General features: G+C 49.1%; 19 protein-coding genes. 6 read left to right on the top strand and 13 right to left on the bottom strand.

Going from position 1 to position 24356, the window contains the following annotated elements:
• Positions 1-22: 22 nt before the first annotated feature.
• Positions 23-844, bottom strand: a complete 822-nt coding sequence (gene dapB / locus FTT63_RS07090; RefSeq protein ID WP_016658892.1) for a 4-hydroxy-tetrahydrodipicolinate reductase — start codon at positions 842-844, stop codon at positions 23-25.
• A 248-nt stretch (positions 845-1092) separates the two neighbouring features.
• Here dapB and FTT63_RS07085 point away from each other — a divergent pair, with 248 nt between their 5' ends.
• A complete protein-coding gene (locus tag FTT63_RS07085) occupies positions 1093-1365 on the top strand; it encodes a hypothetical protein (RefSeq protein WP_180192112.1) in 273 nt (90 codons plus the stop codon).
• Positions 1366-1450: 85 nt separating this feature from the next.
• Here the strand turns inward: FTT63_RS07085 and dnaJ are convergent, their stop codons facing one another.
• The 4 genes from dnaJ to FTT63_RS07065 all read right to left on the bottom strand — a co-directional run bounded on the left by dnaJ (position 1451) and on the right by FTT63_RS07065 (position 7425).
• Entirely contained in the window at positions 1451-2560 is a 1110-nt protein-coding gene (gene dnaJ / locus FTT63_RS07080; protein WP_075167668.1) for a molecular chaperone DnaJ, read from the bottom strand.
• Between the two features lie 106 nt (positions 2561-2666).
• A complete protein-coding gene (locus FTT63_RS07075; RefSeq protein ID WP_180192111.1) occupies positions 2667-3044 on the bottom strand; it encodes a hypothetical protein in 378 nt (125 codons plus the stop codon).
• 131 nt (positions 3045-3175) lie between these two features.
• Positions 3176-6322 (bottom strand): efflux RND transporter permease subunit, encoded by a 3147-nt coding sequence (locus FTT63_RS07070; RefSeq protein WP_180192110.1) that lies wholly within the window; start codon positions 6320-6322, stop codon positions 3176-3178.
• A 2-nt stretch (positions 6323-6324) separates the two neighbouring features.
• Positions 6325-7425 (bottom strand): efflux RND transporter periplasmic adaptor subunit, encoded by a 1101-nt coding sequence (locus FTT63_RS07065; RefSeq protein WP_180192109.1) that lies wholly within the window; start codon positions 7423-7425, stop codon positions 6325-6327.
• Between the two features lie 153 nt (positions 7426-7578).
• Here FTT63_RS07065 and FTT63_RS07060 point away from each other — a divergent pair, with 153 nt between their 5' ends.
• From FTT63_RS07060 to FTT63_RS07050, 3 genes are all read left to right on the top strand, one after another.
• Entirely contained in the window at positions 7579-8190 is a 612-nt protein-coding gene (locus tag FTT63_RS07060; protein WP_180192108.1) for a TetR/AcrR family transcriptional regulator, read from the top strand.
• Between the two features lie 139 nt (positions 8191-8329).
• Positions 8330-11014 carry a phosphoenolpyruvate carboxylase gene (gene ppc, locus FTT63_RS07055; protein ID WP_104490027.1) on the top strand — a complete coding sequence of 895 codons (2685 nt, stop codon included), beginning with the start codon at positions 8330-8332 and terminating at the stop codon, positions 11012-11014.
• A gap of 299 nt (positions 11015-11313) precedes the next feature.
• Positions 11314-12624, top strand: coding sequence for a solute carrier family 23 protein (locus tag FTT63_RS07050; protein WP_005181189.1), 1311 nt, complete (start codon positions 11314-11316; stop codon positions 12622-12624).
• Positions 12625-12866: 242 nt separating this feature from the next.
• On the opposite strand, the gene FTT63_RS07045 is transcribed toward FTT63_RS07050, so the two are convergent.
• The 6 genes from FTT63_RS07045 to ilvD (FTT63_RS07020) form a co-directional block, all read right to left on the bottom strand.
• Positions 12867-13043 (bottom strand): hypothetical protein, encoded by a 177-nt coding sequence (locus FTT63_RS07045; RefSeq protein WP_005181183.1) that lies wholly within the window; start codon positions 13041-13043, stop codon positions 12867-12869.
• Between the two features lie 410 nt (positions 13044-13453).
• Positions 13454-13741 (bottom strand): chorismate mutase, encoded by a 288-nt coding sequence (locus tag FTT63_RS07040; RefSeq protein ID WP_180192107.1) that lies wholly within the window; start codon positions 13739-13741, stop codon positions 13454-13456.
• Positions 13722-15044, bottom strand: coding sequence for a hypothetical protein (locus FTT63_RS07035; RefSeq protein WP_005181177.1), 1323 nt, complete (start codon positions 15042-15044; stop codon positions 13722-13724). The genes FTT63_RS07040 and FTT63_RS07035 overlap by 20 nt, the downstream gene beginning before the upstream one ends.
• Before the next feature lie 79 nt (positions 15045-15123).
• Entirely contained in the window at positions 15124-16809 is a 1686-nt protein-coding gene (gene ilvD, locus FTT63_RS07030; protein WP_168405701.1) for a dihydroxy-acid dehydratase, read from the bottom strand.
• A gap of 293 nt (positions 16810-17102) precedes the next feature.
• Positions 17103-17306, bottom strand: coding sequence for a hypothetical protein (locus FTT63_RS07025; protein WP_067731511.1), 204 nt, complete (start codon positions 17304-17306; stop codon positions 17103-17105).
• Positions 17307-17505: 199 nt separating this feature from the next.
• Complete coding sequence (gene ilvD, locus FTT63_RS07020; RefSeq protein ID WP_160232191.1) at positions 17506-19335, bottom strand: dihydroxy-acid dehydratase; 1830 nt, start codon at positions 19333-19335, stop codon at positions 17506-17508.
• Between the two features lie 423 nt (positions 19336-19758).
• Between ilvD (FTT63_RS07020) and fmt the strand changes: the two genes are divergently transcribed.
• Positions 19759-20721 carry a methionyl-tRNA formyltransferase gene (gene fmt, locus FTT63_RS07015; protein ID WP_180192106.1) on the top strand — a complete coding sequence of 321 codons (963 nt, stop codon included), beginning with the start codon at positions 19759-19761 and terminating at the stop codon, positions 20719-20721.
• The gene (gene rsmB, locus FTT63_RS07010) at positions 20718-22022 is read left to right on the top strand and encodes a 16S rRNA (cytosine(967)-C(5))-methyltransferase RsmB (RefSeq protein ID WP_180192105.1); all 1305 of its coding nucleotides are present in this window, start codon (positions 20718-20720) and stop codon (positions 22020-22022) included. Before fmt ends, rsmB begins: the two co-directional genes overlap by 4 nt.
• 78 nt (positions 22023-22100) lie before the next feature.
• Here the strand turns inward: rsmB and FTT63_RS07005 are convergent, their stop codons facing one another.
• Together FTT63_RS07005 and FTT63_RS07000 are read right to left on the bottom strand one after the other, a co-directional pair.
• Positions 22101-22211, bottom strand: a complete 111-nt coding sequence (locus FTT63_RS07005) for a methionine/alanine import family NSS transporter small subunit (RefSeq protein WP_005181164.1) — start codon at positions 22209-22211, stop codon at positions 22101-22103.
• A gap of 1 nt (position 22212) precedes the next feature.
• Entirely contained in the window at positions 22213-23700 is a 1488-nt protein-coding gene (locus tag FTT63_RS07000) for a sodium-dependent transporter (protein WP_016658905.1), read from the bottom strand.
• Positions 23701-24356 lie beyond the last annotated feature (656 nt).

Below are 24356 nucleotides of genomic sequence, written 5' to 3'. Positions count from 1 at the left end.
TATAACGGATTTTACAGCGGTTTTAAACTTGAATATCGTTAAAACCCAAGACATCTTTCATGTCATATTTACGCGCATCACGACCGACCACCCAGGCAGCAGCACGCACGGCACCAGCAGCAAAGTTCATTCGGTTGGTGGCTTTGTGGGTAATTTCGACGCGCTCGCCTTCACCAATAAACATGGCGGTGTGTTCACCGACAATATCGCCGCCACGAATGGTCTGGAAGCCAATGCTTTGACGCTCACGCGGACCAGTATGTCCTTCACGATGATAGACCGCATCTTTTTTCAGGTCACGGCCCAGGGTTTCTGCAATCGCTTCACCCATCATGAGTGCAGTACCAGATGGTGCATCAACTTTATGACGATGGTGTGCTTCAATCACTTCAATATCTACCGTATCGCCAAACACTTTAGAAGCAAGTTCTAAAAGCTTAATTGAAACATTGACGCCGACAGAATAATTCGCCGCATACACCACCGGAGTTTGTGTTGCCGATTCATCCAGATAGGCTTTTTGTTCATCATTCATGCCGGTGGTGCCAATCACAATCGCCACGCCTGCTTCACGACAGATTTTCAGATGGTTCACCGTGGCTGCCGGTGCAGTAAAGTCGATGACCACGTCACACTGCTTCACCACCTCTTCCAGACTGCCAACCACCTTCACACCCAGGCTGCCAATGCCCGCAAGCTCGCCTGCATCTGCACCGATTAAGCTACTTTCCGGACGTTCCACCGCAGCTGCAAGTTGATAACCGGCCTGCTCAACGGCTTGAATAAGGATGCGTCCCATACGGCCACCGGCACCTAGTACACCAATGCGTGGAGTTGCTGACATAACATATTCCTGATGTTGATTCGAAATTGTCCTTACTATATCAAAACTCCCTGCCCAGACTAAGCCGGCAGTCTAAAAAAGCCAAAAAAAACTAAGATGACTCAACCGTAACCCGAACACCCAGTAATTTAAAAATAGAAATTGAAAAGAAAGTTCTGATTTCTGGCGTTTTTTCACAAAAGTGCAAAATTGCTGCAGCAGACTAGCCGTCACGAATGAATAGAATAGAGATTATAAGGAGATCAAGCATGCATTCGAAACAACTGGGGATGGCAGTGTGTATGGGGCTACTGATGAGCTCGGCTTGGGCAGAACCACCATTACAACCGGGTGATACCTTAGAAAGCCTGTCTCAGGTCCGCATTACCACCACTTTACAGCCAACAGTATCGGCAGAAGAAGCAGCACAAGTGGCGTTAATTGATGCAATTGAAGAACAGCAAAGCGAGCAGACCACCGAAATGGCTGTATCTCAGGACGATGCGCTGGTGGCAGAAATTGACCCGGTGGAAGGGGTTTAATTTTTATTCGCCATAAAAAAGGGAGATGATGTTCATCTCCCTTTGTGTTTGAGCACGCTGTTTCAACTGGCTTAGTTAAACTGAATTAGTCAAACAGACGGTCAAAGAATGATTTTTTCTTTGGTGACGAATTGTTGTTATCGCCATCCAGTGTCGCTTGCAATTCTTTCAGTAATTCACGCTGACGCGAAGTCAGGTTCACTGGCGTTTCCACCACAATACGACACAGCAGATCACCGACCATACTGGTACGTACCGGTTTCACGCCTTTACCGCGCAGGCGGAACAGTTTACCGGTTTGGGTACCTTCCGGAATTTTCAGACTCACCCGGCCATCCAGCGTCGGAATTTCAATTTCTTTACCCAGTGCAGCATCGGCAATCGAAACCGGCACATCCATATACAGATCGGCACCATCACGCTGGAAGATTTCATGCTCGCGCACCACCACTTCTACGTACAGGTCGCCGGCCTGGCCATCACGAATCGCTTCACCTTTACCGGTTAAACGTACCCGGTCGCCATTGTCGACACCGGCTGGAATGGTAACTTCCAAGGTTTGCTGACGGTCAGATACCCCTGAACCATGACATTTATTACATGGGTTCTTGATGATTTTGCCCTGGCCACGACAGGTGCTACAGGTCTGCTGCACCGAGAAGAAACCTTGCTGCATACGTACCTGACCGGCACCATGACAGGTTTTACAGGTTTCGACATCATTCGGATTCTGCGAGCCTTTACCATCACAGGCATCACACGGTGCAGGTGCGGTAAAGCTGATGTTTTTTTTCACCCCTTTAACCGCTTCTTCCAAGGTCAGTTCCATCACATAGCGCAGGTCCGAACCACGGCGCGCACGTTGCTGACGGCCACCGCCCCCAAAGGCACCCCCAAAAATATCGCCGAACTGGCTAAAGATATCTTCAGCACTAAAGCCGCCGCCGAAGCCACCACCGCCCATGCCACCTTCAAAGGCCTGATGGCCCATACGGTCGTACATGCTGCGTTTTTCGCTGTCCGACAGTACTTCATAAGCTTCTGAAGCTTCTTTAAATTTTTCTTCAGCTTCCGGGTTATCTGGGTTACGGTCCGGATGATATTTCATCGCCAACTTACGGTAGGCTTTTTTAATTTCATCATCACTAGCGGTTTTAGCAACACCCAAAACCTCATAATAATCACGTTTAGCCATGTCTGGCGATGCTCCTCACGGAATTTTATTTAAGACTCAACTGAGGTCTGAAATTGGGGTTTATCCTAGATTTACAAGGGCAGGCAGCGAAAAAAATTTAGGCTGCTTAAAATACCGCCTTGTTTTTCATGAATTTACTTAAGCCTTTGATCCAGGCATTGAGTAAATATAAGAAGGCAATGGCGCTAAACACCACACCGGCAATGGTGGTCGCAGTGACCCAGGTGGCGTCATTCCAGGCATAGAAAAATAGAGGAATAAACCACAGGGCAGCAAATACCGCCAAAATGGAATAAATCATGACATTGCGCATGACCCAGAGTGCCTGGGCCTGTAACCAGACTTCGGTCTGATCGACCATCACCACTTTACGGGCCAGCCAGTAGGCAAAAATGGCGCTAATTAAGGTAAACAGGGTGAAAAACATGAAGACGTAAGAAAGAGCAATCGAACGACGTAACTTGGCTAAGCTATCTTGCTGCATGTGTGCTTCAACCCCATTTACTGCATGTTTGGTTTTATAATATGCAGTAAATTTACCTATTGAAAATTGTAAAAATGAAGGTGCTACTATATTGAAATTTTCAAGCTTTCGCACCTTATATTGACACAAAATCAGGCCATATTCTGATTTTTTTTCACTTTAAACCACTGCGCATACAGGGCCGGCAAAAAGAATAAAGTGAGCAGGGTCGCAATAATCAATCCGCCCATGATCGCCACCGCCATCGGGCCAAAGAAAATACTGCGCGACAGCGGAATCATGGCCAGCACGGCGGCCAGTGCCGTCAGCACAATTGGACGGCAGCGGCGCACCGTGGCATTGATAATTGCATCCCATGGCGCTTCACCGGCCTGAATATCCTGCTCGATCTGGTCAATCAGAATCAGCGAGTTACGCATGATCATCCCGGACAGTGCGATGGTGCCGAGCATGGCCACAAAACCAAAAGGTTTATTGAACAGTAGCAGAAACAGCACCACCCCAATAATGCCAAGCGGCGCGGTTAAAAACACGATACAGGCCCGTGACATGCTTTTTAGCTGCAGCATTAACAGGGTAAACACCACCGCCAAAAACAGCGGCATACCGGCATTGACCGAGCTTTGTCCACGCGCCGATTCTTCTACCGTCCCGCCGACTTCTAACAGATAGCCATTTGGCAACTGGCTGCGAATCTGCTGTAAGGGTTCGCTTAACTCCCCCACCACCGTGGCCGGTTGTAAACCACTGCTGATGTCAGCCCGTACGGTAATGGTCGGTAAACGGTTACGGTGCCAGATCAGGCCTTCTTCAAAACGGTATTCAATCTGGGCAATCTGGGCCAGCGGTACACTGCTGCCCTGTGCGGTTGGCACTGCCAGGCTGCTGAGTGAACCGACATCGACCCGCTCGGCTGCATCACCGCGCAGGCGGATTTCAATCAGCTCACGTTTTTCTCGGTACTGGTCAATTGTGCTGCCGAGAATGGAACTGTTGAGGAAATTAGCCAGATCAACACTGCTGACGCCCATTTGTCGTGCCCGGTCCTGATCAATCTGCAAATGAATCACCTTGCTTGGCTCACCCCAATCCAGATGCACATTGGTGGTGTTCGGATTGTCATCCACCTGAGCTGCGATCTGCTGTGCCCATTGCCGCACCTGAGCCAGATCTTCACCGGAAACCCTGAACTGGAGTGGATAGCCAACCGGCGGACCATTTTCCAGCAGCGATACGCGGGTACGCGCTTCCGGTAATAATTTACGAATCTGCTCATCCAGCGAACGGCGAATTTCATCCCGGTCTTCTAGCGATGAGGCCAGCACCACAAACTGGGCAAAACTGGTTTGCGGTAACTGCTGATCCAGCGGTAAATAAAAACGCGGCGAGCCGGTGCCCACATAGGCCACATAGTTATCAATCCCCTCCTGCTTGGCCAGGAACTGCTCGACCTTTTGTACTGCGGCTTCGGTGGCTGTTAACGAAGCGCCTTCTTCGAGTTTCAGATCGACCAGAATTTCGGCCCGGTTCGATGGCGGGAAAAACTGCTGCGGCACCAGCTTGAACATCAAAATCGACAGCACAAAAATGCCTACCGTAGCGGCAATCACGGTTTTGCGATAGGTCACACAAGTATCGACCCAGCGGCGAAAGCCCTGATAAAAACGGGTCTGATATGGATCATGCTGCTCACCGACATGATGCACCACAGGCGCTGGAGCGGGCTGCTTGCGTAAGCGTGCCCAAAGGCGCTGATACCAGCTGGCCTGTTGTGGCTGCTGATTAAAATCGGGCAGCAGTTTATCACCCAGATACGGCACAAACAGCACCGCGGCAAACCAGGACACCACCAAGGCAATGGTCACCACCTGGAAGATGGAACGGGTATATTCGCCGGTACTGGACGCGGCCGTGGCAATCGGTAAAAAGCCGGCCGCGGTAATCAGGGTGCCGGTCAGCATTGGAAAAGCGGTGGTTTTCCAGGTAAAGCCGGCCGCCTGAAGCCGGCTATAGCCCTGCTCCATTTTAATGGCCATCATCTCTACCGCAATAATGGCATCATCCACCAGCAGGCCCAGCGCCAGAATCAGGGCACCGAGGGAAATCTTGTGCAAGCCGACATCAAACAGGTTCATGCCGGCAAAGGTCATTGCCAGCACCAGCGGAATCGAAAAAGCCACCACCAGACCGGTACGAAACCCGAGCGAGAAAAAGCTGACCAGCAGCACAATAATCACCGCCTCGGCCAGTACCTTCATAAATTCATTGACACTGTGCTTGACCGCCACCGGCTGATCCGAAACTTTTTGCAGCTGCATACCCAGCGGTAAGGTCTGCTGTAGCCGCTGGAATTCAGTGGCCAGATTCTCCCCCAGCGCCAGAATGTCACCGCCTTTACGCATGGACACGGCAATGCCAATCCCGTTTTCGCCCATAAAACGCATCCGTGGCTGGGCCGGATCGCTAAAACCACGGTAAATCTCCGCGACATCACCCAGCTGAATGGTGGTGCCATTGACCAGTAGCGGCATCTGCTGCAAGGCTTCAACACTGTTCAGCTGGCCGCTAACCCGGACCTGAATCCGGTCGGTTTCGGTTTCAAAAAAGCCGGCACTGGCCATGCTGTTCTGCTGCTGCAACGCCTGCTGGATGGCGGTAACCGGGATACCGAGCTGGGCCGCTTTGGTATTAGACAGTTCAATCCAGATTTTCTGGTCTTGCAGGCCAATCAGTTCGACCTTGCTGACATCCTTGACCCGCTGCAATTGCAGCTGCAGGCGGTCGGCATATTCTTTTAAGGTGGCATAGTCAAAATCTTCGCCGGTCAGCACATAAATATTGCCGAAGGTATCGCCAAATTCATCGTTAAAAAACGGCCCCTGCACGCCTTGGGGCAATTCATGCCGGATATCATTGATTTTCTTGCGTACCGTATACCAGATATCCGGAATTTGCCCGGAACGCAGCGAATCTTTGGCAATAAAGGTCACCATTGATTCCCCCGGACGCGAATAGGCCAGAATCCGCTCGTACTGCCCGGTGGTCATCAGCTCTTTTTCAATCCGGTCGGTGACCTGCAAGGAGACTTCCTTGGCGGTGGCACCCGGCCAATAGGTCTGCACCACCATTACCTTAAAGGTAAACGGCGGGTCTTCACTCTGCGACAATTTGGAATAGGAATACATGCCGATAATGCCGAGCAGCAGCATGAAATACAGAATCAGGCCCTTGTTTTTTAAGGCCCATTCCGACAAGTTAAAGTTTAGCGGTGCGCTCATGCTTAACCCCCTGCCTGAATCTTGACGGCACGGTTTTCCCGGTCAATCGGATGAATTTTTTGCTGGTCGCGTAGCAGATGCACCCCACCCACCACCACATAGTCCGTTGGCTTTAGACCACTCAGCACCGGTACGCTGTCACGGCCATAGGCGCCCAGCTGCACATCTACTTTACGTAGCTGATGATTGGCGCCTACCACCAGGACATAGGCCTGCTGGCCATTGGCCGAGATGCTGGACAGTGGCACGGTCAACTGCTGCTGTGCATTGCCATTTAAAAACACCCGCGCACTTTGTCCCAGCTGGATGGCCGGATTGGCAGCACGTAGCGCCACCTTGACACTAAAAGTACGTGACTGATCGGCCGCCGGTGAAATCTCCCGCACATAGGCTTCAAAGCGCTGATCCGGCTGTGACCATAAGGTGACTGTGGCCGGCTGACCGACTTTAATCTGGCTCATGGCCTGCTCCGGCACGCCAATCACCACTTCACGTTCACCGGAAATTGCCAGCTGATACGCCGCCTGACCGGCTGCCACCACCTGCCCCACTTCAATATTGCGTGCGGTAATCACCCCGTTTTTATTGGCCACCAGCTGGTTATATACGGTCTGGTTCTGCGCCACCGCATAATTGGACTGCGCCTGTTTCAGTGCTGCCACCGCAGATTTGTACTGATTGTCGATGGCATCGTATTGCGAGCGACTAACCGCATTCACTGGCAACAGCTGCTGAAAACGTTGTAATTCATCTTGAGCAATTTTGGCGGCCGACTGGGCACTGTCGAGCTGGGCGCGCGCTGCATTCAGCTGTAACTGGGCATCTTTAACATCTAAACGTGCCAGCACCTGCCCGACCTTGACCTGATCGCCAACATCGACATAGCGTTCCACCACCTGACCGCCCACCCGAAAGGCCAACGCGGTCTGCTGACGCGCCTGCACCTCACCGGCATAGCTTTTTTGTGCCTGATGACTGGAGGTGGGCTGGGCCACCATCACATAGGGAATATTCTGTTCAGTGCTGGCGCTGTCCTTGCTGCAACCGACCAGGGTGCTACACACCAGGATCAGGCTGAGAACTACCGTGTTAATCGTGCTCATGCGGTTGACTCTTATTTGTCAGATGTTTTTCAGGCAAAATAGCAATATATTAAAAATGATCAATTTTTAATTAATATACCGATGAGTACATTAATTGCAAGAAACAGCAAAATACAATGACTGTTTTTATTTTATTTAGGATATTTTCAGCAAATGAACGTCGGACGTCCCAAAGATCTCGAAAAACGCCAGCGCATTCTGGAATCGGCTAAATCCTTGTTTTTAAAGCAGGGCTATCATGGTTCGAGCATGAATGAAATTGCCCGCGATGCCGGCGTGACCAAACTGACGGTCTATAATCATTTTCAGGACAAGGCCACCTTGTTTACCTGTGCCATTGAAGATACCTGTGAAGCCCTGATTATGGCGCGTCCGCCGCAGCTCAGTGCCGACAGCAATTTCCAGCAGGCGCTGGCGCAGCTGTGTGCGCTGTCCCTGGAAATTGTCTATTTACCGGAAGCCATCAAGCTGGAATATCTGCTGCTCGATTTGGCCTCACAGCAAAGTCCGCTGTTACAGCAGTTTTATCAGGCCTCGCATCAAAAGCTGAACCAAGTCTGGCAGCACTTTTTCCAGCAGGCCATTGATTTAGGTTTTATCCAGCAGATGCCGCTAGAACAGTTAATCCAGTTGATGTTGTCGTTGTTGCTCGGTCAGCGCCATCATGAAATTCTGCTCAGCATCCGCCCGATTCCGGCCGCCGAGGAACAGCAGCAGCTAATCCAATCTAGTATCCAGCTGTTCCTGCAAGCCATCTCCGAGTAGCCGGCTGCCTAAAGCTTGAACAAAACTGGCTTTTTTGCAGCGCTTCTGGATAAAAATTATCCGACTTTCGCCTGGTGCTGGCTTGGATTATCATGAATTCCGGGTATAGTCAAAACAGGAACTCTGGAGAGGGAAAAAAATGATTCAACAAATTGCTGCTCCATTACGCGAAGATGTGCGTCTGCTGGGAAATTTACTGGGCGATACTCTGAAACAGCACGCCGGACAAGATTTGTTTAATCAGGTCGAACAGATTCGTGCGCTGGCCAAAGGCGCCCGTGATGGCCAGATTGAAGCAGAAAAACAACTCGAACAACTGCTGTCCAGTCTGGAAGATGAAGAAATTCTGCCGCTGACCCGTGCCTTTACCCACTTTTTAAATTTTGCCAATATTGCCGAGCAGTATCATGTGGTGCGTAGCCGCCGCCAGAGCGAATTTGATGACAGCGCGCCCTCCCCGAATCCACTCGACCATCTGTTTCAGAAGTTCCAGCAGCACGATATTTCTGCCGAGACCTTGTTCCAGCAAATTTGTGAACTGAATATTGAACTGGTCTTAACCGCGCATCCGACCGAAGTCAGCCGCCGCACCCTCATTCAGAAATATGATGGCATCAATGCCTGCCTGTCGGCTTTTGACCAGCAGAAACTGACGCCGCGTGAACGTCAAGCCGTACTGGAAGAGCTGAAACAGCTGATCAGCTCGGCCTGGCAGACCGATGAAATCCGTCAGCATCGCCCGACACCGATTGATGAAGCCAAATGGGGCTTTACCACCATTGAACAGACGCTGTGGAATGCAGTGCCTAAATTTATCCGGGAACTGGACAGTATGGTGCAGGCCCAGTGTGGCCAGCAGCTCCCGCTGGAAATTGCCCCGCTGCGCTTTGCCTCCTGGATGGGCGGTGACCGCGATGGTAACCCGAATGTGACCCATCAGGTGACCCAGGAAGTGCTGTGGCTCTCGCGCTGGAAAGCCGCCGATTTGTACCTGCGCGATATTGAAGATTTGCGCTGGGAACTGTCGATCCAGCAATGTAGTCCGGAGCTGCTGGCCGCCATTGGTACGCCGCATCCTGAACCGTATCGTGAATATTTACGCGAAACCCGCCAGCGTTTAACCGCTACCCGTGACTGGCTGGCGCAAAAGCTGCAAGGACTGGACGCCGATGACAGCCAGGTGATTAAAAGTAAACAGGAACTGCTGACCCCGTTATTGCTATGTCACCGCTCGTTAATGGCCTGCAACATGCCGGAAATTGCCAATGGCAAGCTGCTGGATTTCATCCGCCGGGTCAACTGTTTCGGGATTGAACTGCTCAAACTGGATATCCGTCAGGAATCTGGCCGGCATCGTCAGGCTATTTCAGCAATTACCGAATATCTCGGGCTGGGCAATTTTGAAACCTGGACCGAACAGGCGCGGCAGAATTTCCTGCTGCAGGAACTGCAAAGCAAACGTCCGCTATTACCCAAATACCTACAGGAACCAAAACAGAGCCTGATTGAACATCCGGATGTGCAGGAAGTGTTTGCCACCATGCGGACTCTGGCCGAACAGCCATCGGAATCGCTCGGTGCCTATATTATTTCCATGGCCGAATATCCAAGTGATGTGCTGGCGGTGTTATTGCTGCAAAAAGAAGCCGGTATTCAAACGCCGCTACGCGTGGTGCCGCTGTTTGAAACCCTGAAAGATCTGGACGGCGCAGCCGACACCATGCACACCCTGTTTGGCATGCACTGGTACAAACAGCATATTCAGGGCAAACATGAGGTGATGATTGGCTATTCCGACTCGGCCAAAGATGCTGGCTTTATGTCGGCCAACTGGGCCCAGTATCGTGCCCAGGAAGAACTGACCGCTGTGGCACAGCAGCACGGGGTTCAGCTGACCCTGTTCCACGGCCGTGGCGGTTCTATCAGCCGTGGCGGGGCACCGACCCAGCAGGCCCTGTTCTCGCAACCACCAGGTTCCATTTCCGGCGCGATTCGCGTCACCGAACAGGGCGAAATGATCCGCTTCAAGTTTGGTCTGGAAGAAATTGCCTTACAGAATCTGGAAATCTATACCGCTGCGACACTGGAGGCGACCTTGCTGCCACCGCCGGTTCCTAAACAGGAATGGCGCCAGTTAATGCACAGCATGACTGACCTGTCGGTGCAGGTCTATCGCCAGACCGTGCGGGAAAATCCGCATTTTGTGAAATATCTGCGTACCGTGACCCCGGAACTGGAGCTGCAAATGCTGCCGCTTGGTTCACGTCCGGCCAAGCGTAAAGTCAGCGGCGGCATTGAATCGCTACGTGCCATTCCCTGGGTGTTTGCCTGGACCCAGATCCGTCTGATGCTACCGGCCTGGCTGGGTACTGGTGCTGCTATTAACCAGGTCATTGCCCAGGACCAGCAGGCACTGCTGGAAGAAATGCTGCGCGAATGGCCCTATTTCCAGACCCTGGTGGATATGCTGGAGATGGTTCTGTCCAAGGCCGATGGGCATATTGCACTCTACTATGAGGCACATCTGACCGAAGATGAAGAACTGAAAGCCCTAGGGGCCGAGCTGCGTCAACGCCTGAAAGATGCAGTCCAGACCTTGCTGACACTGAAAGGTGAGTCACAGCTCCTCAGCAGCAATGATGTGCTGGATCAGTCGATGAAAGTACGTAAACCGTATTTACTGCCACTGCATCTGCTGCAGGCTGAACTGATGAAACGTCGTCGCCAGTATCTCAACAGCCAGCAGGCCGAGCATAGTCCGGTAGATCATGCCTTAATGGTCACCATTGCCGGTATTGCTGCCGGATTACGCAACACCGGCTAAGTCAAATTGGCAAAAACATACAGCACATGTTCTGCATGTGCTGTATTTTTAAGCAGTCATAAAGCTGTCATTTCTTTTTTTATGAATAAAATAATTATTATTTATACATTCCCTCCAGCCAAAGTCGATGAATTAATCTACTGATTTCATACTGTTTTTATATTGAAAAATTTTTACCCTGCGGTAAAAAATAAAGCAAAGTCATAGAATTAATTTGAACAAAAATTTTGTATCTCCGATTAAATCTTTTAAAAAACAGGAGTATGATTGGCACAATTTGTCTTTAGAGTGCTCAAAATATGTCCAATTGGTTTCCCAAATGGCGCCCGTATCAAGGCAGTATCGATGCACGTCCTGTAGGTACCAATGAGTATCTTCCACCTGCTCAAACTGTGGTTCTGGGGGTTCAGCACGCGTTTGCCATGTTTGGTGCGACGGTACTTGCGCCTTTCCTGATGGGCTTTGACCCGAACCTGGCCATTCTGATGTCCGGGATCTGTACCATCCTGTTCTTTATTATGACCGGTGGTCGCGTTCCAAGTTATTTAGGTTCCAGCTTTGCCTTTATTGGGGTGGTGATTGCTGCGACCGGTTATGCTGCATCCGGCACGGGTGGACCCAACCCGAATATTGCGGTGGCAGCCGGCGGGATTATTGCCTGCGGTATTTTATATGCCCTGCTCGGCTTTCTGGTCATGGCCACCGGGACGCGCTGGATTGAAAAATTAATGCCGCCTGTGGTCACTGGTGCAGTGGTGATGATCATTGGTCTGAACCTGGCGCCGGTCACGGTCAAAGGCGTGGCCGGTAATCCATTTAATATGTGGATGGCGCTGGTGACTGTCCTATGTATGGGTTCGATTGCGGTATTTACCAAAGGACTGTTACAGCGCCTGTTGCTCCTGGTTGGTCTGCTGCTGGCCTATCTGGTTTACTTTATTGTCAGTAATGTCATGGGTTATGGCACACCAATTAACTTTGCCCCAATCCAGCAGGCGGCATGGTTTGGCCTGCCAACCTTCCATGGTCCGGAATTTGAAGTTAATGCCATGCTGATCATTGCCCCGGTGGCGCTGATTCTGGTGGCAGAAAACCTGGGCCATATTAAAGCCGTGAGTGCCATGACCGGTGAAAACCTGGACCCGCACATTGGTAAAGCCTTTGTTGCCGATGGTGTAGCCACCACTTTAGCCGGTGGTGTCGGTGCGCCAGGCATGACCACCTATGGTGAAAATATTGGCGTGATGGCAGTGACGCGTGTCTACTCGACCATTATTTTTGCGGTTGCCGGTGTGTTTGCCATTTTCCTCGGTTTATCGCCTAAGTTTGGTGCCATTATTCATACCATTCCAAGCGCGATTTTAACCGGTGCCTCAATTGTGGTGTTTGGTCTGATTACCATTGCTGGAGCGAAAATCTGGATTGAAAACAAAGTCGACTTCTCGAAAAACAAAAACCTGATGGTGGCGGCAGTGACCATTATTTTAGGTACCGGTGACTTTGCCCTGCAATTCGGCAGCTTTAACCTGGGTGGTATTGGGACAGCGACCTTTGCTGCGCTGTTACTGAACCTGTTCTTTAGCCTGGGCGAAAAATCAGAAAAAGTATAACTGCCCTGACTAATATACAAAAAAACCGAAGCCGGTATGATCAGTACCGGCTTCGGTTTTTTATCTGAAACCTAAACGCTAGCAGTCAGGTTTCAAGGCAAAATTAAATTATTTTTGCTTTTTCAGGGCTTTTTGCAGCTGTTTCAATTTGCCCTGATGTTTTGAAATCTTTTTCAAACGTGCTTTGATTTTTTGCTTTAACGATTTAACTTGCTTCGCCATGGTATTACTCCCTAGTAAGGCTATTCGCGCTTGTGCTGTTTCACAAAGCTACGAATAAATTTTCTTAATTCACGAGCAGCACTAGTATCCAGTTCTTCACACAGATGAATAAATTCATCGCGTTCAGCACTATTAATACGAATTAAAAGTTGTCCATCTTTTTTGCCTGTCTTTATTTTTTTGATTTGCTCGCTCATTGCTTCACTCCAAAATAAAGACGCTTTAACAAAAAGATGTATATACAATATATATACATTTTCAATTAAGTCAAATCTATCGTGTTAAAATATGTAATAAAATCAATATATTTAGTTTACCAAGAAACTATAGACGCGCGCAAAGCCTGCCGGGCTCTAGCTTTGCGCAAAATACCGCCATCGGTTTATTTTTAAATTAAAGTTAGATGATTCGCTTGTTTTTCAACCAACCTTGATCTTGAAGCGAAATAACCTCCCAGATTCATCTCACCTGCCGAGTGCTGATGTCTACGGTTCTGGCTAAAGATTAAAGACGAACAAAAATAATCCGCGCCGCCGGAATCAGGAAGATTATCCCGGCCTGCTGTGATGAAAACAGAGTGCCAGCGCGTTTTTAATTGTTATCGGTTTTAAGGTCTAAACTGTTTCAGTTCACGCTGAATAAAGTGCTGGAACATGGTCTGGTACAGCTGTTCAATTAGCTGAGCATCGAGCCCCAAGCTGGTGGCCTGGCTACGCAAACGCTCCAGAATCTGGGCCTGGCGTTCCGGGCTCTGCATATCGGTTTCTGATTTTTTAAAACGGGTGGTCTGATCAACATAATATTGACGCGCTGCAATCAGCTCCACCAAAGCACTATCAATCACATCAATCTGTGCGCGAGCCTGTTCCAGCGACTCAACTTTCTCTTTTTTCATGTTGTAAGATGTCATTTTCAGCTTCGTTTTCACTTTTGTACTTTTCTTCTAACACATTACTGAAAATACTTTCAATCATCCAGACGCGATAAAGGCTATTAAACACATAACTTTGCCCGTCAATCCGCAGCTCCAGCACCGGTAAATTCGGCTGGGACTTCATTTCACAGAGCATGTCATTGTCTTTTAGATACTGTTCAATATCGGCGCTGCTCAGTTCAACAATGTTCAGCTCACGGCGTAACTGCTCGAAATGGGCTTTAAAAGACAGGTCTTTTCCCTGGGTCCACACCGCCTGCAAAATTCGGTGAATGGCCTGCATACGCTGTTCTTCCGGCACGCTATAAAACAGTCGCGCCATCTGATAGGTGGCATCCTGGGTCGGCCGGCAAAACGGGGTAAACGCTACTTCGGTGCGTTTGGATAAACGGGTGGCCAGACTCCAGTCAAACAGGTCACGGCCCTGATAACTGAGCGGATAGACATTCAAATGAATATTATAATAATTGGCCAGCTCTTCCTGAATATAGGCCAGCAGCAGCCAGGAAATCGGATCTTCCAGCGCAATATATAAATCCAGCTCCGGGTCCATACGCTGAATTTCATTTAAGGCTTCGGCATCATTAATTAAATGCTCACGCCATTCAATATGATTAATCAGGAAAATCGGATTACCGGTCAGCAGCTTCTGCTGTTTTAGGCGCCGGGTCAGGCGCAACAAATCATCTACCGCATGATACTGGCGGCCACCAAACTCGAAATAGCTGGCAAGGATGGCATCCTGATTAAAAATCCGTTCCGGAAAATGCTGTTCCTGATGATGGCGACTGGCCATGGCATACAGGGTGCGCAATTTGCCATACTGTTTTTGCCAGAGCATATGGAATACATCTTCCAGCAAATACAGAAAATCCTGACCACGCAAAGGCGTATGCCGCAAGATGGTTTCAGCTTGCGCCAAGGCTTCCGGGGTCGGCTGTTCCGGGGTGTCATGAAAACTGAAACGATGCTGCTTGGACAGGATCTGTGCATCATTCAGGCAATAGTTCTGCCATTCCAGCGCCGACATCTGGTTCGGCGGCTCTGCACTGCCACTGGAAATAATTACCTTTAACGGCTTTAAGGCATCGGAGAGAATTTCTTCAAGCTGTGGCAGTTCCTGCACTGCCAGATAGCTATACACATCATCTAAACGCAGATGAATACTGAGGCCCTGCTCAATCGGTAACACCGCTTGACGAGACGGTTTTTGATAAAACCAACTCGATCGGATTGGATCAAACCAACGGCGTAACAGTGACATGAGCTGAGCCTCTAAAGGATTAAACGGCGGAATAAAAGATACTACACCGGTTTATAACAATTTGATCTTAAATGATCAATTACACATCCAAATTTAAATCGGTCACGGCGCCGGTCTCTGCCCCTGAGGTCAGTCGGGCAAATTTGGCCAGTGCACCATGCGTATAATTTGGTTTTGGCTTGACCCAGGCCGCCTGACGCGCGGCAATGTCCTGTTCAGACACATGCCAGGTCATTTCACGGGTTTCGGCATTGATGGAGATTTTATCGCCATTTTTCACCAAACCAATTGGCCCACCTTCATAGGCTTCCGGGGTCACATGGCCAATCACAAAGCCATGACTGCCGCCAGAGAAACGGCCATCGGTAATCAGGGCCACAGCATCGCCCAGGCCTTTACCAATAATCGCTGAGGTCGGTTTTAGCATTTCAGGCATGCCCGGTCCGCCTTTTGGTCCAACACCGCGAATTACCACCACTTCGCCCGGCTGCACCTGACCGTCAAGAATACCGCGCATGGCACCAATTTCACCTTCAAACACCCGTGCCGGGCCTTCAAAATACAGCCCTTCTTTACCGGTAATTTTTGCCACCGCACCGGTTGGCGACAGGTTGCCTTTTAAAATCACCAGATGCGAATCTTTTTTCACCGGTGCATCAAATGGCAGGATAATCTGCTGGCCTTCCGGATAGTCTTCAACATCCGCCAGGTTTTCGGCCAGTGTTTTACCGGTCACGGTCAGGCAGGAACCATCGAGCATGCCGGCATCCAGCATCCGTTTCATCAGCGGCTGAATCCCGCCAATCGCAATCAGTTCAGACATCAGGTATTGACCGGATGGACGTACATCGGCCACCACCGGAATATCCTGACCAATGCGGACAAAATCATCCAGGCTCAGCTCGACCCCGGCCGTATGCGCCATCGCCAGTAAATGCAGCACGCCATTGGTGGAACCACCCAGGGCAATCAGCACTTTAATGGCATTTTCAAACGCGGCTTTGGTCATAATGTCGCGCGGTTTAATGTCCAGACGCAGCAGGTTCATTACCGCTTCACCAGCACGCTGACAGTCAATTTTCTTGTCTTCAGACACCGCTTCCTGCGCCGATGAACCCGGTAAACTCATGCCCAAGGCTTCAATCGCCGAGGCCATCGAGTTGGCGGTGTACATGCCGCCACAGGAACCCGGTCCCGGCAAGGCCACTTCTTCAATCTGTTTGACCTGAATTTCATTAATTTCGCCCTTGGCATGCTGCCCGACCGCCTCAAATACCGAAATCATGTCGGTATGGCCGGCGCCCGGCTTGATAGTGCCACCATAAACAAACAGCCCCGGACGGTTGAGGCGCGCCAGCCCCATAATACAGCCCGGCATATTTTTATCGCAGCCGCCAATGGCAATCACCCCATCATAGGCCTGACAGCCGACCACGGCTTCAATCGAATCGGCAATAATTTCGCGGGTCAGCAGCGAATATTTCATGCCCTCGGTGCCGTTTGAAATCCCGTCAGAAATGGTGATGGTATTAAAAATAATCCCCTTACCGCCAGCAGCATTGACCCCGGCTTCGGCTTCACGCGCCAGCCCATCAATATGCATATTACACGGCGTGACATTGGCCCAGGTTGAGGCAATCCCGATAAAAGGACGCGTAAAATCCTCATCCTGAAAGCCGGTGGCGCGCATCATGGAACGTGCCGGTGCATTTTCAATGCCTTCATAAACAGGCGCGGAATGTTCTCGGATATTGTCTTTACTCATTTTATTCGTCCTGAGTGTAATTTTTGAGAAGCCTAAATATTGGCTAGGTTTTATCCGATTGTATAGAAAGCAATCTCGACATAAAAGTAAGACTCTGTGTATCTGACTCAGTTATTTTTTATTTTCTTAGATGAGTATTTGAAGTACGAAGTTGCCATACATAATAAAAGACCCGGTCTTTTCAAGCCGGGCCTTTTACTGAGACTGTAAATCAGTCATGGGATGATTTCTGATTAGATTCATCTTTACACTATTTAAAATCAATTACTTATAAATTTTTAGTGTAGGCGTACTTAATTCACCTGATGCAGACCAAGTTCTTCATTGGAAGCCAACACCACAGATGCCAGAATCGGAGCCGCCAAAATCACAGGAACAGCTAAGATCCAAAAGACGACGGTATAATGTGGATCAAAGAAAAATTGAATGCTCAGTGCAGCTAAAATCATAATGAGCGCTAAAATTGCCACAAAGCGGCTAATAAATTTCATGGACATGCGTGTAATCACTTTTGCATTGATACTGTCGCTTTAGTATACACATACTTTTTTTAAGACTTTATCGGTTTTAAGTATCTAAAGCCCTCTCTCCATTGATTTTATTGAAAGTTTAGGTGTTTTACTTAAGTTTAAATCGCTAAGGAATAAAAAAGCACTCCCATCTGGAGTGCTTTTTCGCGCTATAAAAATTTACAGCTTAGATTTCACGTACCGCACCTTTTGCAGCACTTGTAGTGTGCATCGCATAAGCTTTCAATGCTTTAGAAATCTTACGTGGACGTTCTTCCACTGGGTGCCAGCCTTTTTCATCCTGTGCTGTACGACGAGCGGCCATGGTCGCATCATCTACTGCCAGGTGAATGGTACGGTTTGGAATATCGATTTCGATACGATCGCCATCTTCAACCAGACCAATCGCACCGCCTTCAGCCGCTTCTGGAGAAACGTGACCAATCGACAGACCTGATGAACCGCCAGAGAAGCGGCCGTCAGTTAACAGTGCACATTCCTTACCTAAACCTTTCGATTTCAGGTAGCTGGTTGGGTACAGCATTTCCTGCATACCAGGGCCACCACGTGGGCCTTCGTAACGAATCACAACCACATCACCTGCTGTGATTTTGCCACCCAGAATCGCGTCTACCGCAGAATCCTGGCTTTCAAATACACGTGCAGTCCCATTGAATTTCAGGATTGATTCATCTACACCGGCCGTTTTTACGATACAACCATCTAGCGCGATGTTGCCATAAAGTACAGCCAGACCACCGTCTTTAGAGAATGCATGTTCTGCATTACGGATCACACCATTTTCACGGTCGCCATCCAAACGTGAGTAGTAACGGTCTTGTGAGAATGCAGTCTGGGTTGGTACGCCACCTGGTGCTGATTTAAAGAATTGATATACGTCTTCATCTTCAGTACGGATGATGTCCCATTTATCTAAAGCATCTTTTAATGTTGCTTCGTGAACCGTACCGACAGAGGTATCTAACAGGCCTGCACGATCTAGTTCACCGAGGATCGACATGATCCCGCCGGCACGGTGCACGTCTTCCATATGTACATCATTCTTCGCAGGAGCGACCTTACAAAGCACTGGTACTTTACGAGATAGACGATCGATGTCATCCATGGTGAAGTCCACACCCGCTTCGTTTGCAGCAGCTAATAAGTGTAGAACGGTATTGGTTGAACCACCCATTGCGATGTCCAAAGTCATGGCATTTTCATACGAAGCTTTAGTCACCATTGAACGTGGTAATACGCTGTAATCGTCTTGTTCATAATGGCGTTTTGCCAGTTCAACAATGAGAGAACCTGCACGTTCGAACAGTTTTTTACGGTTCGCATGAGTTGCCAAAGTTGAACCGTTACCTGGAAGCGATAGACCCAATGCTTCAGTCAAGCAGTTCATTGAGTTCGCAGTGAACATGCCTGAACATGAACCACAGGTTGGACATGCAGAACGTTCGTATTCAGCCACTTCTTCATCAGTATAGTTATCATCTGCAGCGACGATCATGGCATCGATCAAGTCGATGGCTTTATCATTACCACGGATTTTCACTTTACCGGCTTCCATCGGACCGCCAGACACGAATACCACTGGAATGTTCAGGCGCATTGCTGCCATTAACATCCCCGGAGTGATCTTGTCACAGTTCGAGATACACACCATCGCATCGGCACAGTGTGCGCTGACCATATATTCTACCGAGTCAGCAATTAGGTCACGTGAAGGCAGTGAATACAGCATACCGTCATGACCCATGGCGATGCCGTCATCTACAGCAATGGTATTGAATTCTTTTGCTACACCGCCTGCCTGTTCAATCTGACGTGCCACGAGCTGACCTAGGTCTTTTAAATGCACGTGACCCGGTACAAACTGGGTAAAAGAGTTGACCACCGCAATAATCGGCTTGCCAAAATCTTCATCTTTCATCCCGGTCGCACGCCATAAGCCACGTGCGCCCGCCATATTTCTTCCGTGTGTCGATGTTTTTGAACGATAGTCAGGCATGTGTATTTCCAACGAGTTGTGCTTGAGAGGGTGAATCCCCATCTCTGGCTAAAATGTACTGATCTTCAGGTTATCAGTTGAAATTTCGTCACATCATACTACAGCTCAATCTGTCAGCGTGCTGGGTGATCGGGTCTTTTGAACCTTTTATTCTGCGATCTTTCAACTGATGAAAACTGGGGAGACTCGCCTATGGAGCCGATATGATTTGATCATAAAGCATTAGCTCCGGCATTTTCATGAATAATTTTTACCTTTTATATAAACAAAATTTATTGATATTAATTTTTTAAATAAAATTTTGTTTGCAAAGAACAACACCCAGCCGAACTCATGAAGATGCAATCTCTATTTACATGACAATTTAGGCTTAAAAAGGCTTTTCGCATATAATGTGGGGCAAGTTTATATGGAATCTCATGTGTGAAAATTATCTTTGCGGGAACACCAGAATTTGCAGCTGTAGCGCTCGATGCCTTATTAAAAACCGAGCATGAAATTGTGGCGGTCTATACTCAACCTGACCGCAAAGCAGGCCGCGGACAAAAACTTACGGCCTCTGCCGTAAAACAACTGGCGCTGGCGCATGATCTTCCGGTGTATCAACCGTTACATTTTAAATCATCCACAGAAGAAGGTCTGGCTGCGCAGGCAGAACTGAAAGCCCTAAATGCCGATGTAATGGTGGTGGCGGCTTATGGCCTGATTTTGCCACAAGTGGTGCTGGATACACCCAAATATGGCTGTCTGAATATTCATGGTTCGCTGCTGCCACGCTGGCGAGGGGCGGCGCCAATTCAACGCGCCATTGCCACCGGCGATGCTGAAACCGGCGTGACCATTATGAAGATGGCGGCCGGGCTGGATACCGGCGATATGATGTATAAAACCCTGTGCCCGATTACAGCCGAAGATACTTCTGCCAGCCTACATGACAAACTGGCCATTCAGGGTGCAGAGGCGATTGTGGCGGTACTGGCTTCGGAGCAGACTTTACAACAGTATCTGGAACAGCGCGAAGTGCAGGATGAAGCTTTAACGGTATATGCCCACAAGCTGTCTAAAGCCGAAGCGAAAATTGACTGGTCTCAGGATGCTGTGACAATTGACCGCAATATTCGCGCCTTTAACCCGTGGCCGGTGGCGTTTATTCCGCTGGATGAGCAAAGTAATTTACGGGTCTGGGGATCTGTGCTGTCAAATGAAGCGGTCAATGGCCAGTCGGCGGGGACCATTCTGGCGCTGGATAAACAGGGCATACATGTAGCCTGTGGCGATGGCAAAGCCATCTGTCTGACCAGCCTGCAATGGCCGGGTGGTAAAGCGCTGAATCCGGTCCAGATTGCACAAACCCAGAAATTAAGTATTGGGCAGGTGCTGGCATGAATCAACATCCATCCGGTCAGTCACATCTGAACTTACGCGCCCAAGTCATTCGTACTTTATTGGCCGTCCAGCAGGGCCAATCTCTGGCCAGTATTTTACCGCTGCATCTGACCAAGGTCGCCGAGCGTGACCGGGCGCTGTATCACGAACTGGTCTTGGGCACCTTACGTCAATGGTATGGCCTGAAAAGCATTACCCTGCCTTTGCTGGTCAAACCGCTGAACAATGAAACCGTCGAAACCTGTCTCTATGTCGGGCTGTATCAGATTTTATGTACCCGTATTGCCGACCATGCAGCCATTTCAGAAACCGTGACTGCCACCAAGCAGCTGGGCTTTCAGGCACTCAGTGGTGTGGTCAATGCCATCCTGCGACGTGTTTCACGTGAAACATCGGTCTTTGAGCAGGCCCTGCAAACGGCGCATGGTTTACCTAGCTGGCTGTTTAAACGTCTGAAAAAAGACTGGCCGGAACAGCTGGAGCAGCTGACCCAGGACCTGAAACAGACAGCGCCACTGACCTTAAGGGTCAATCAGCGCAAGATCAGCCGTGAAGCCTATCTGAATAAACTGTTGGGTGCCGGTATTCAGGCTCGTCCAGGTGAACGTTCCGATGTGGCAATTATTCTGGAGCAGGCGGTGCAGATTCCGGAGCTGCCGGGCTTTGATGCCGGCTGGTTCTCGGTACAGGATGAACATGCCCAGCTTTGTGCGCAGTTACTGCCAGATTTAAATGGCAAAGTGGTGATTGATGCCTGTGCAGCCCCGGGCGGAAAAACCGCACATATTCTGGAAAAATTTAGTCCGTCCACTTTGGTGGCACTGGATCAGGACCCGAAACGGCTGTTACGGGTCACGGAAAATCTGGAGCGCCTGCAACTGACCGATACGCAGCAGGTTGAAATTCTGGCGGCAGATGCTACGCGCTGGACCGCAACCGAACCGGTCGATTGTATTGTGCTGGATGCGCCCTGCTCTGCCATTGGAGTAATGCGTCGTCATCCGGATATTCGCCTGTTACGTCAATCGGCTGACATTCAGCAAACTGTCGAGCTGCAGCAGCAGATTCTGGAACAGATGTGGTCCCAGTTAAAAGTCGGCGGAACCTTGCTATATATCACCTGTTCCATTTTAAAAGCAGAAAATGAGCAGCAGATGCAGCAGTTCTTTGCCCAGCATGCCGATGCCAAAGAAATTAAAATTGTCACAGACTATGGTGTCGAACAGCAGTATGGCCGCCAGCTGTTACCGGAAGCCGGACGCGGCGATGGCTTCTATTATTGCCGGATCGAAAAAATCTAGACGACAAAAAAAGGAACCCTCAGGTGGTTCCTTTTTTATTCTACAGCGGCTTAGTCTGCACAAGCATGTACCACAGACTTAATCCTCTGGTTCATCTGGATGTTTGCTCAGATGAATCATGGCCAGGATTAAACCGCCCCAGAGCAGGACAGTCGAGATGATCATCATGATAATTGCTTCAGTATTCATCTTAGTTCTCCTCTTCCGGGACTTTGTCTTTCAGACAGCTCAGTACAATGGCACCCACAATAAACAGGGCCAGCGTACCGCCACCCACCAACCATAAGATTTCAGCCGGATAACCGCCATAACCTTCTGCAACAATCGACTTGATGGTTAGGCCTAAAGCCACCAGTAATGATAATGGAGTAATCACGGTTAACAGGAAGTTCCAGCCGGCACCCAGTTTAATACTAGAGTACTGGTTGATATGCGCCTGTAACTGCGACAATAACGGACGACGGAACCACGACACCAGAATAATCGACAGTAAACCACCGCCAACAATACCAATATTATTGGCAAAGTAGTCAATGATGTCGACAAAGGTAATCGCACTATGGGTCGAGAAAATCAGGGTCGAAACAATGGCAGAACCACCGGCAATAATGCTGACCGATTTTTTACGTGACCAGCCTAACTTGTCCTGGAAAGCTGAAATCGGTACTTCCAGAATACTGACCATGGAAGTAATCCCGGCAACGGTCAACGAGGCAAAGAACAGGAAGCCAAATAAGTCGCCGCCTGCGCCCATGCTGGAAATAATTTTCGGGAAGGCAATAAAAGCCAGACCAATACCGCCAGATACCACTTCTTCCACGGTTGAGCCTGAGCTGAACGCCATAAAGCCCAAAGCCGCAAATACCCCGATACCGGCCAGAATTTCAAAAGATGAGTTGGCCAGCGCAACCACCGCACCGGAACCAGTCATATTGGTTTTACGCTTTAAATACGAGGCATAGGTCAGCATGATCCCGAAGCCCACAGACAGCGAGAAGAAGATATGACCAAATGCGGCCAGCCAGACTTTATAGTTGCCCATCGCTTCCCAGTTCGGGGTAAAGAAGGCATTTAAACCTGCGGTTGCACCCGGTAAACGGATCGCCTGAATCACCAGAATCGTGAACAGTACCACCAGTAACGGCATAAAGATTTTATTGGCCAGTTCCACACCACGACGTACACCACCGTAGAGAATGAACATCACCACCGCCCAGACAATCACCAGACCGAAGAATAAGGTCGGTACAAAGCCCAAGGCCAGCCCTTCGCCATTTTGCAAATAGGAATTAAAGAAGAAAGCCTGGGTGTCTGCCCCCCATTTCTGGCCAATTGCGTAGTACATATAACTACCGGCCCAGGACAGAACGCTGGCATAGTAAATCCCGATGACCAAGGTCACCATCACCTGCCACCAGCCCAAGGACTCACTGTTCATGAGCTTTTTATACGCCAGTGGCGGCGCTTTACGGAACTTATGCCCGACCGCGTAATCTAAATATAATAACGGCAAACCGGCAGCAAAAATTGCCACCAGATACGGCACCAGGAAGGCACCACCACCATTTTCGTAAGCCACATAGGGAAAACGCCAAATATTCCCCAAGCCTACAGCTGAACCAATCGCTGCAATAATAAAGCCTGATCGCGCGGACCAGTTTTCACGATTTCCTGACATAAAACACCTAAACCTAGATGCTTTTTTCACTGCTTTTTATGTGGTTTTCTCGCAAGCAAAAAAGCACCATGCAATATTAATCTTGAGTGTTTGATTTAGCCTTGACCTTTTGGGTACTGGTTTCTAAATGACAAACAGGGAGTGAATGACGAAAACTTGCTTAAAGTGCATCGTGAAGACTCCCTTTTATATGGTTCAACAATACTCACTTTTAAAAAATTATTCTGTAATTTCTGCTCCAAATCTTGGGTTTTTATAATCTATCCTGATTCAACCGCTCAATTAATCAGCTTATTTATTGTACAATTTTGGTTATGAATTACCAAACTTTTTGGAATATATTATGAAGTAAAACTGAAAACTCAATTGCCATCCTTTAAACGGTCATTTATACCCGATGATATAAAATGCCTATCGCCGCCCCTCAATGCTTTCTTCAGATGCTGTATTTAAATAGATTGCCGTGATCTATAGATGAGAATGCATCAAGTTCAAGCTTGCCGTTATTTAAAACCTACTCAAACCTACTCAATGTGGGTTTGATGTTTAATTCCTACTTCACCATCAAGAACCTAAAGCATTTGCTTTAGGGATTACCTCAATTCCATAGGCTGTCACGGTGTAACTCACCGCCTTAATCACCACTTATGCAGTGA

It is taken from the genome of Acinetobacter sp. C15, assembly GCF_013420645.1.
Lineage (GTDB): Bacteria > Pseudomonadota > Gammaproteobacteria > Pseudomonadales > Moraxellaceae > Acinetobacter > Acinetobacter indicus.
This window is presented reverse-complemented; position numbering and strand designations above follow the sequence as displayed.

Excerpts from the sequence above, each read along its gene's own strand:
- ilvD (WP_160232191.1), bottom strand. The coding sequence starts at position 19,335 with ATGCCTGACTATCGTTCAAAAACATCGACACACGGAAGAAATATGGCG.
- FTT63_RS07040 (WP_180192107.1), bottom strand. The coding sequence starts at position 13,741 with ATGAAAAAAGAGAAAGTTGAGTCGCTGGAACAGGCTCGCGCACAGATT.
- FTT63_RS07050 (WP_005181189.1), top strand. The coding sequence starts at position 11,314 with ATGTCCAATTGGTTTCCCAAATGGCGCCCGTATCAAGGCAGTATCGAT.
- FTT63_RS07045 (WP_005181183.1), bottom strand. The coding sequence starts at position 13,043 with ATGAGCGAGCAAATCAAAAAAATAAAGACAGGCAAAAAAGATGGACAA.
- FTT63_RS07085 (WP_180192112.1), top strand. The coding sequence starts at position 1,093 with ATGCATTCGAAACAACTGGGGATGGCAGTGTGTATGGGGCTACTGATG.
- rsmB (WP_180192105.1), top strand. The coding sequence starts at position 20,718 with ATGAATCAACATCCATCCGGTCAGTCACATCTGAACTTACGCGCCCAA.
- FTT63_RS07060 (WP_180192108.1), top strand. The coding sequence starts at position 7,579 with ATGAACGTCGGACGTCCCAAAGATCTCGAAAAACGCCAGCGCATTCTG.
- ppc (WP_104490027.1), top strand. The coding sequence starts at position 8,330 with ATGATTCAACAAATTGCTGCTCCATTACGCGAAGATGTGCGTCTGCTG.
- FTT63_RS07005 (WP_005181164.1), bottom strand. The coding sequence starts at position 22,211 with ATGAATACTGAAGCAATTATCATGATGATCATCTCGACTGTCCTGCTC.
- ilvD (WP_168405701.1), bottom strand. The coding sequence starts at position 16,809 with ATGAGTAAAGACAATATCCGAGAACATTCCGCGCCTGTTTATGAAGGC.
- FTT63_RS07000 (WP_016658905.1), bottom strand. The coding sequence starts at position 23,700 with ATGTCAGGAAATCGTGAAAACTGGTCCGCGCGATCAGGCTTTATTATT.
- FTT63_RS07065 (WP_180192109.1), bottom strand. The coding sequence starts at position 7,425 with ATGAGCACGATTAACACGGTAGTTCTCAGCCTGATCCTGGTGTGTAGC.
- dnaJ (WP_075167668.1), bottom strand. The coding sequence starts at position 2,560 with ATGGCTAAACGTGATTATTATGAGGTTTTGGGTGTTGCTAAAACCGCT.
- dapB (WP_016658892.1), bottom strand. The coding sequence starts at position 844 with ATGTCAGCAACTCCACGCATTGGTGTACTAGGTGCCGGTGGCCGTATG.
- FTT63_RS07035 (WP_005181177.1), bottom strand. The coding sequence starts at position 15,044 with ATGTCACTGTTACGCCGTTGGTTTGATCCAATCCGATCGAGTTGGTTT.
- FTT63_RS07075 (WP_180192111.1), bottom strand. The coding sequence starts at position 3,044 with ATGCAGCAAGATAGCTTAGCCAAGTTACGTCGTTCGATTGCTCTTTCT.
- FTT63_RS07025 (WP_067731511.1), bottom strand. The coding sequence starts at position 17,306 with ATGTCCATGAAATTTATTAGCCGCTTTGTGGCAATTTTAGCGCTCATT.
- FTT63_RS07070 (WP_180192110.1), bottom strand. The coding sequence starts at position 6,322 with ATGAGCGCACCGCTAAACTTTAACTTGTCGGAATGGGCCTTAAAAAAC.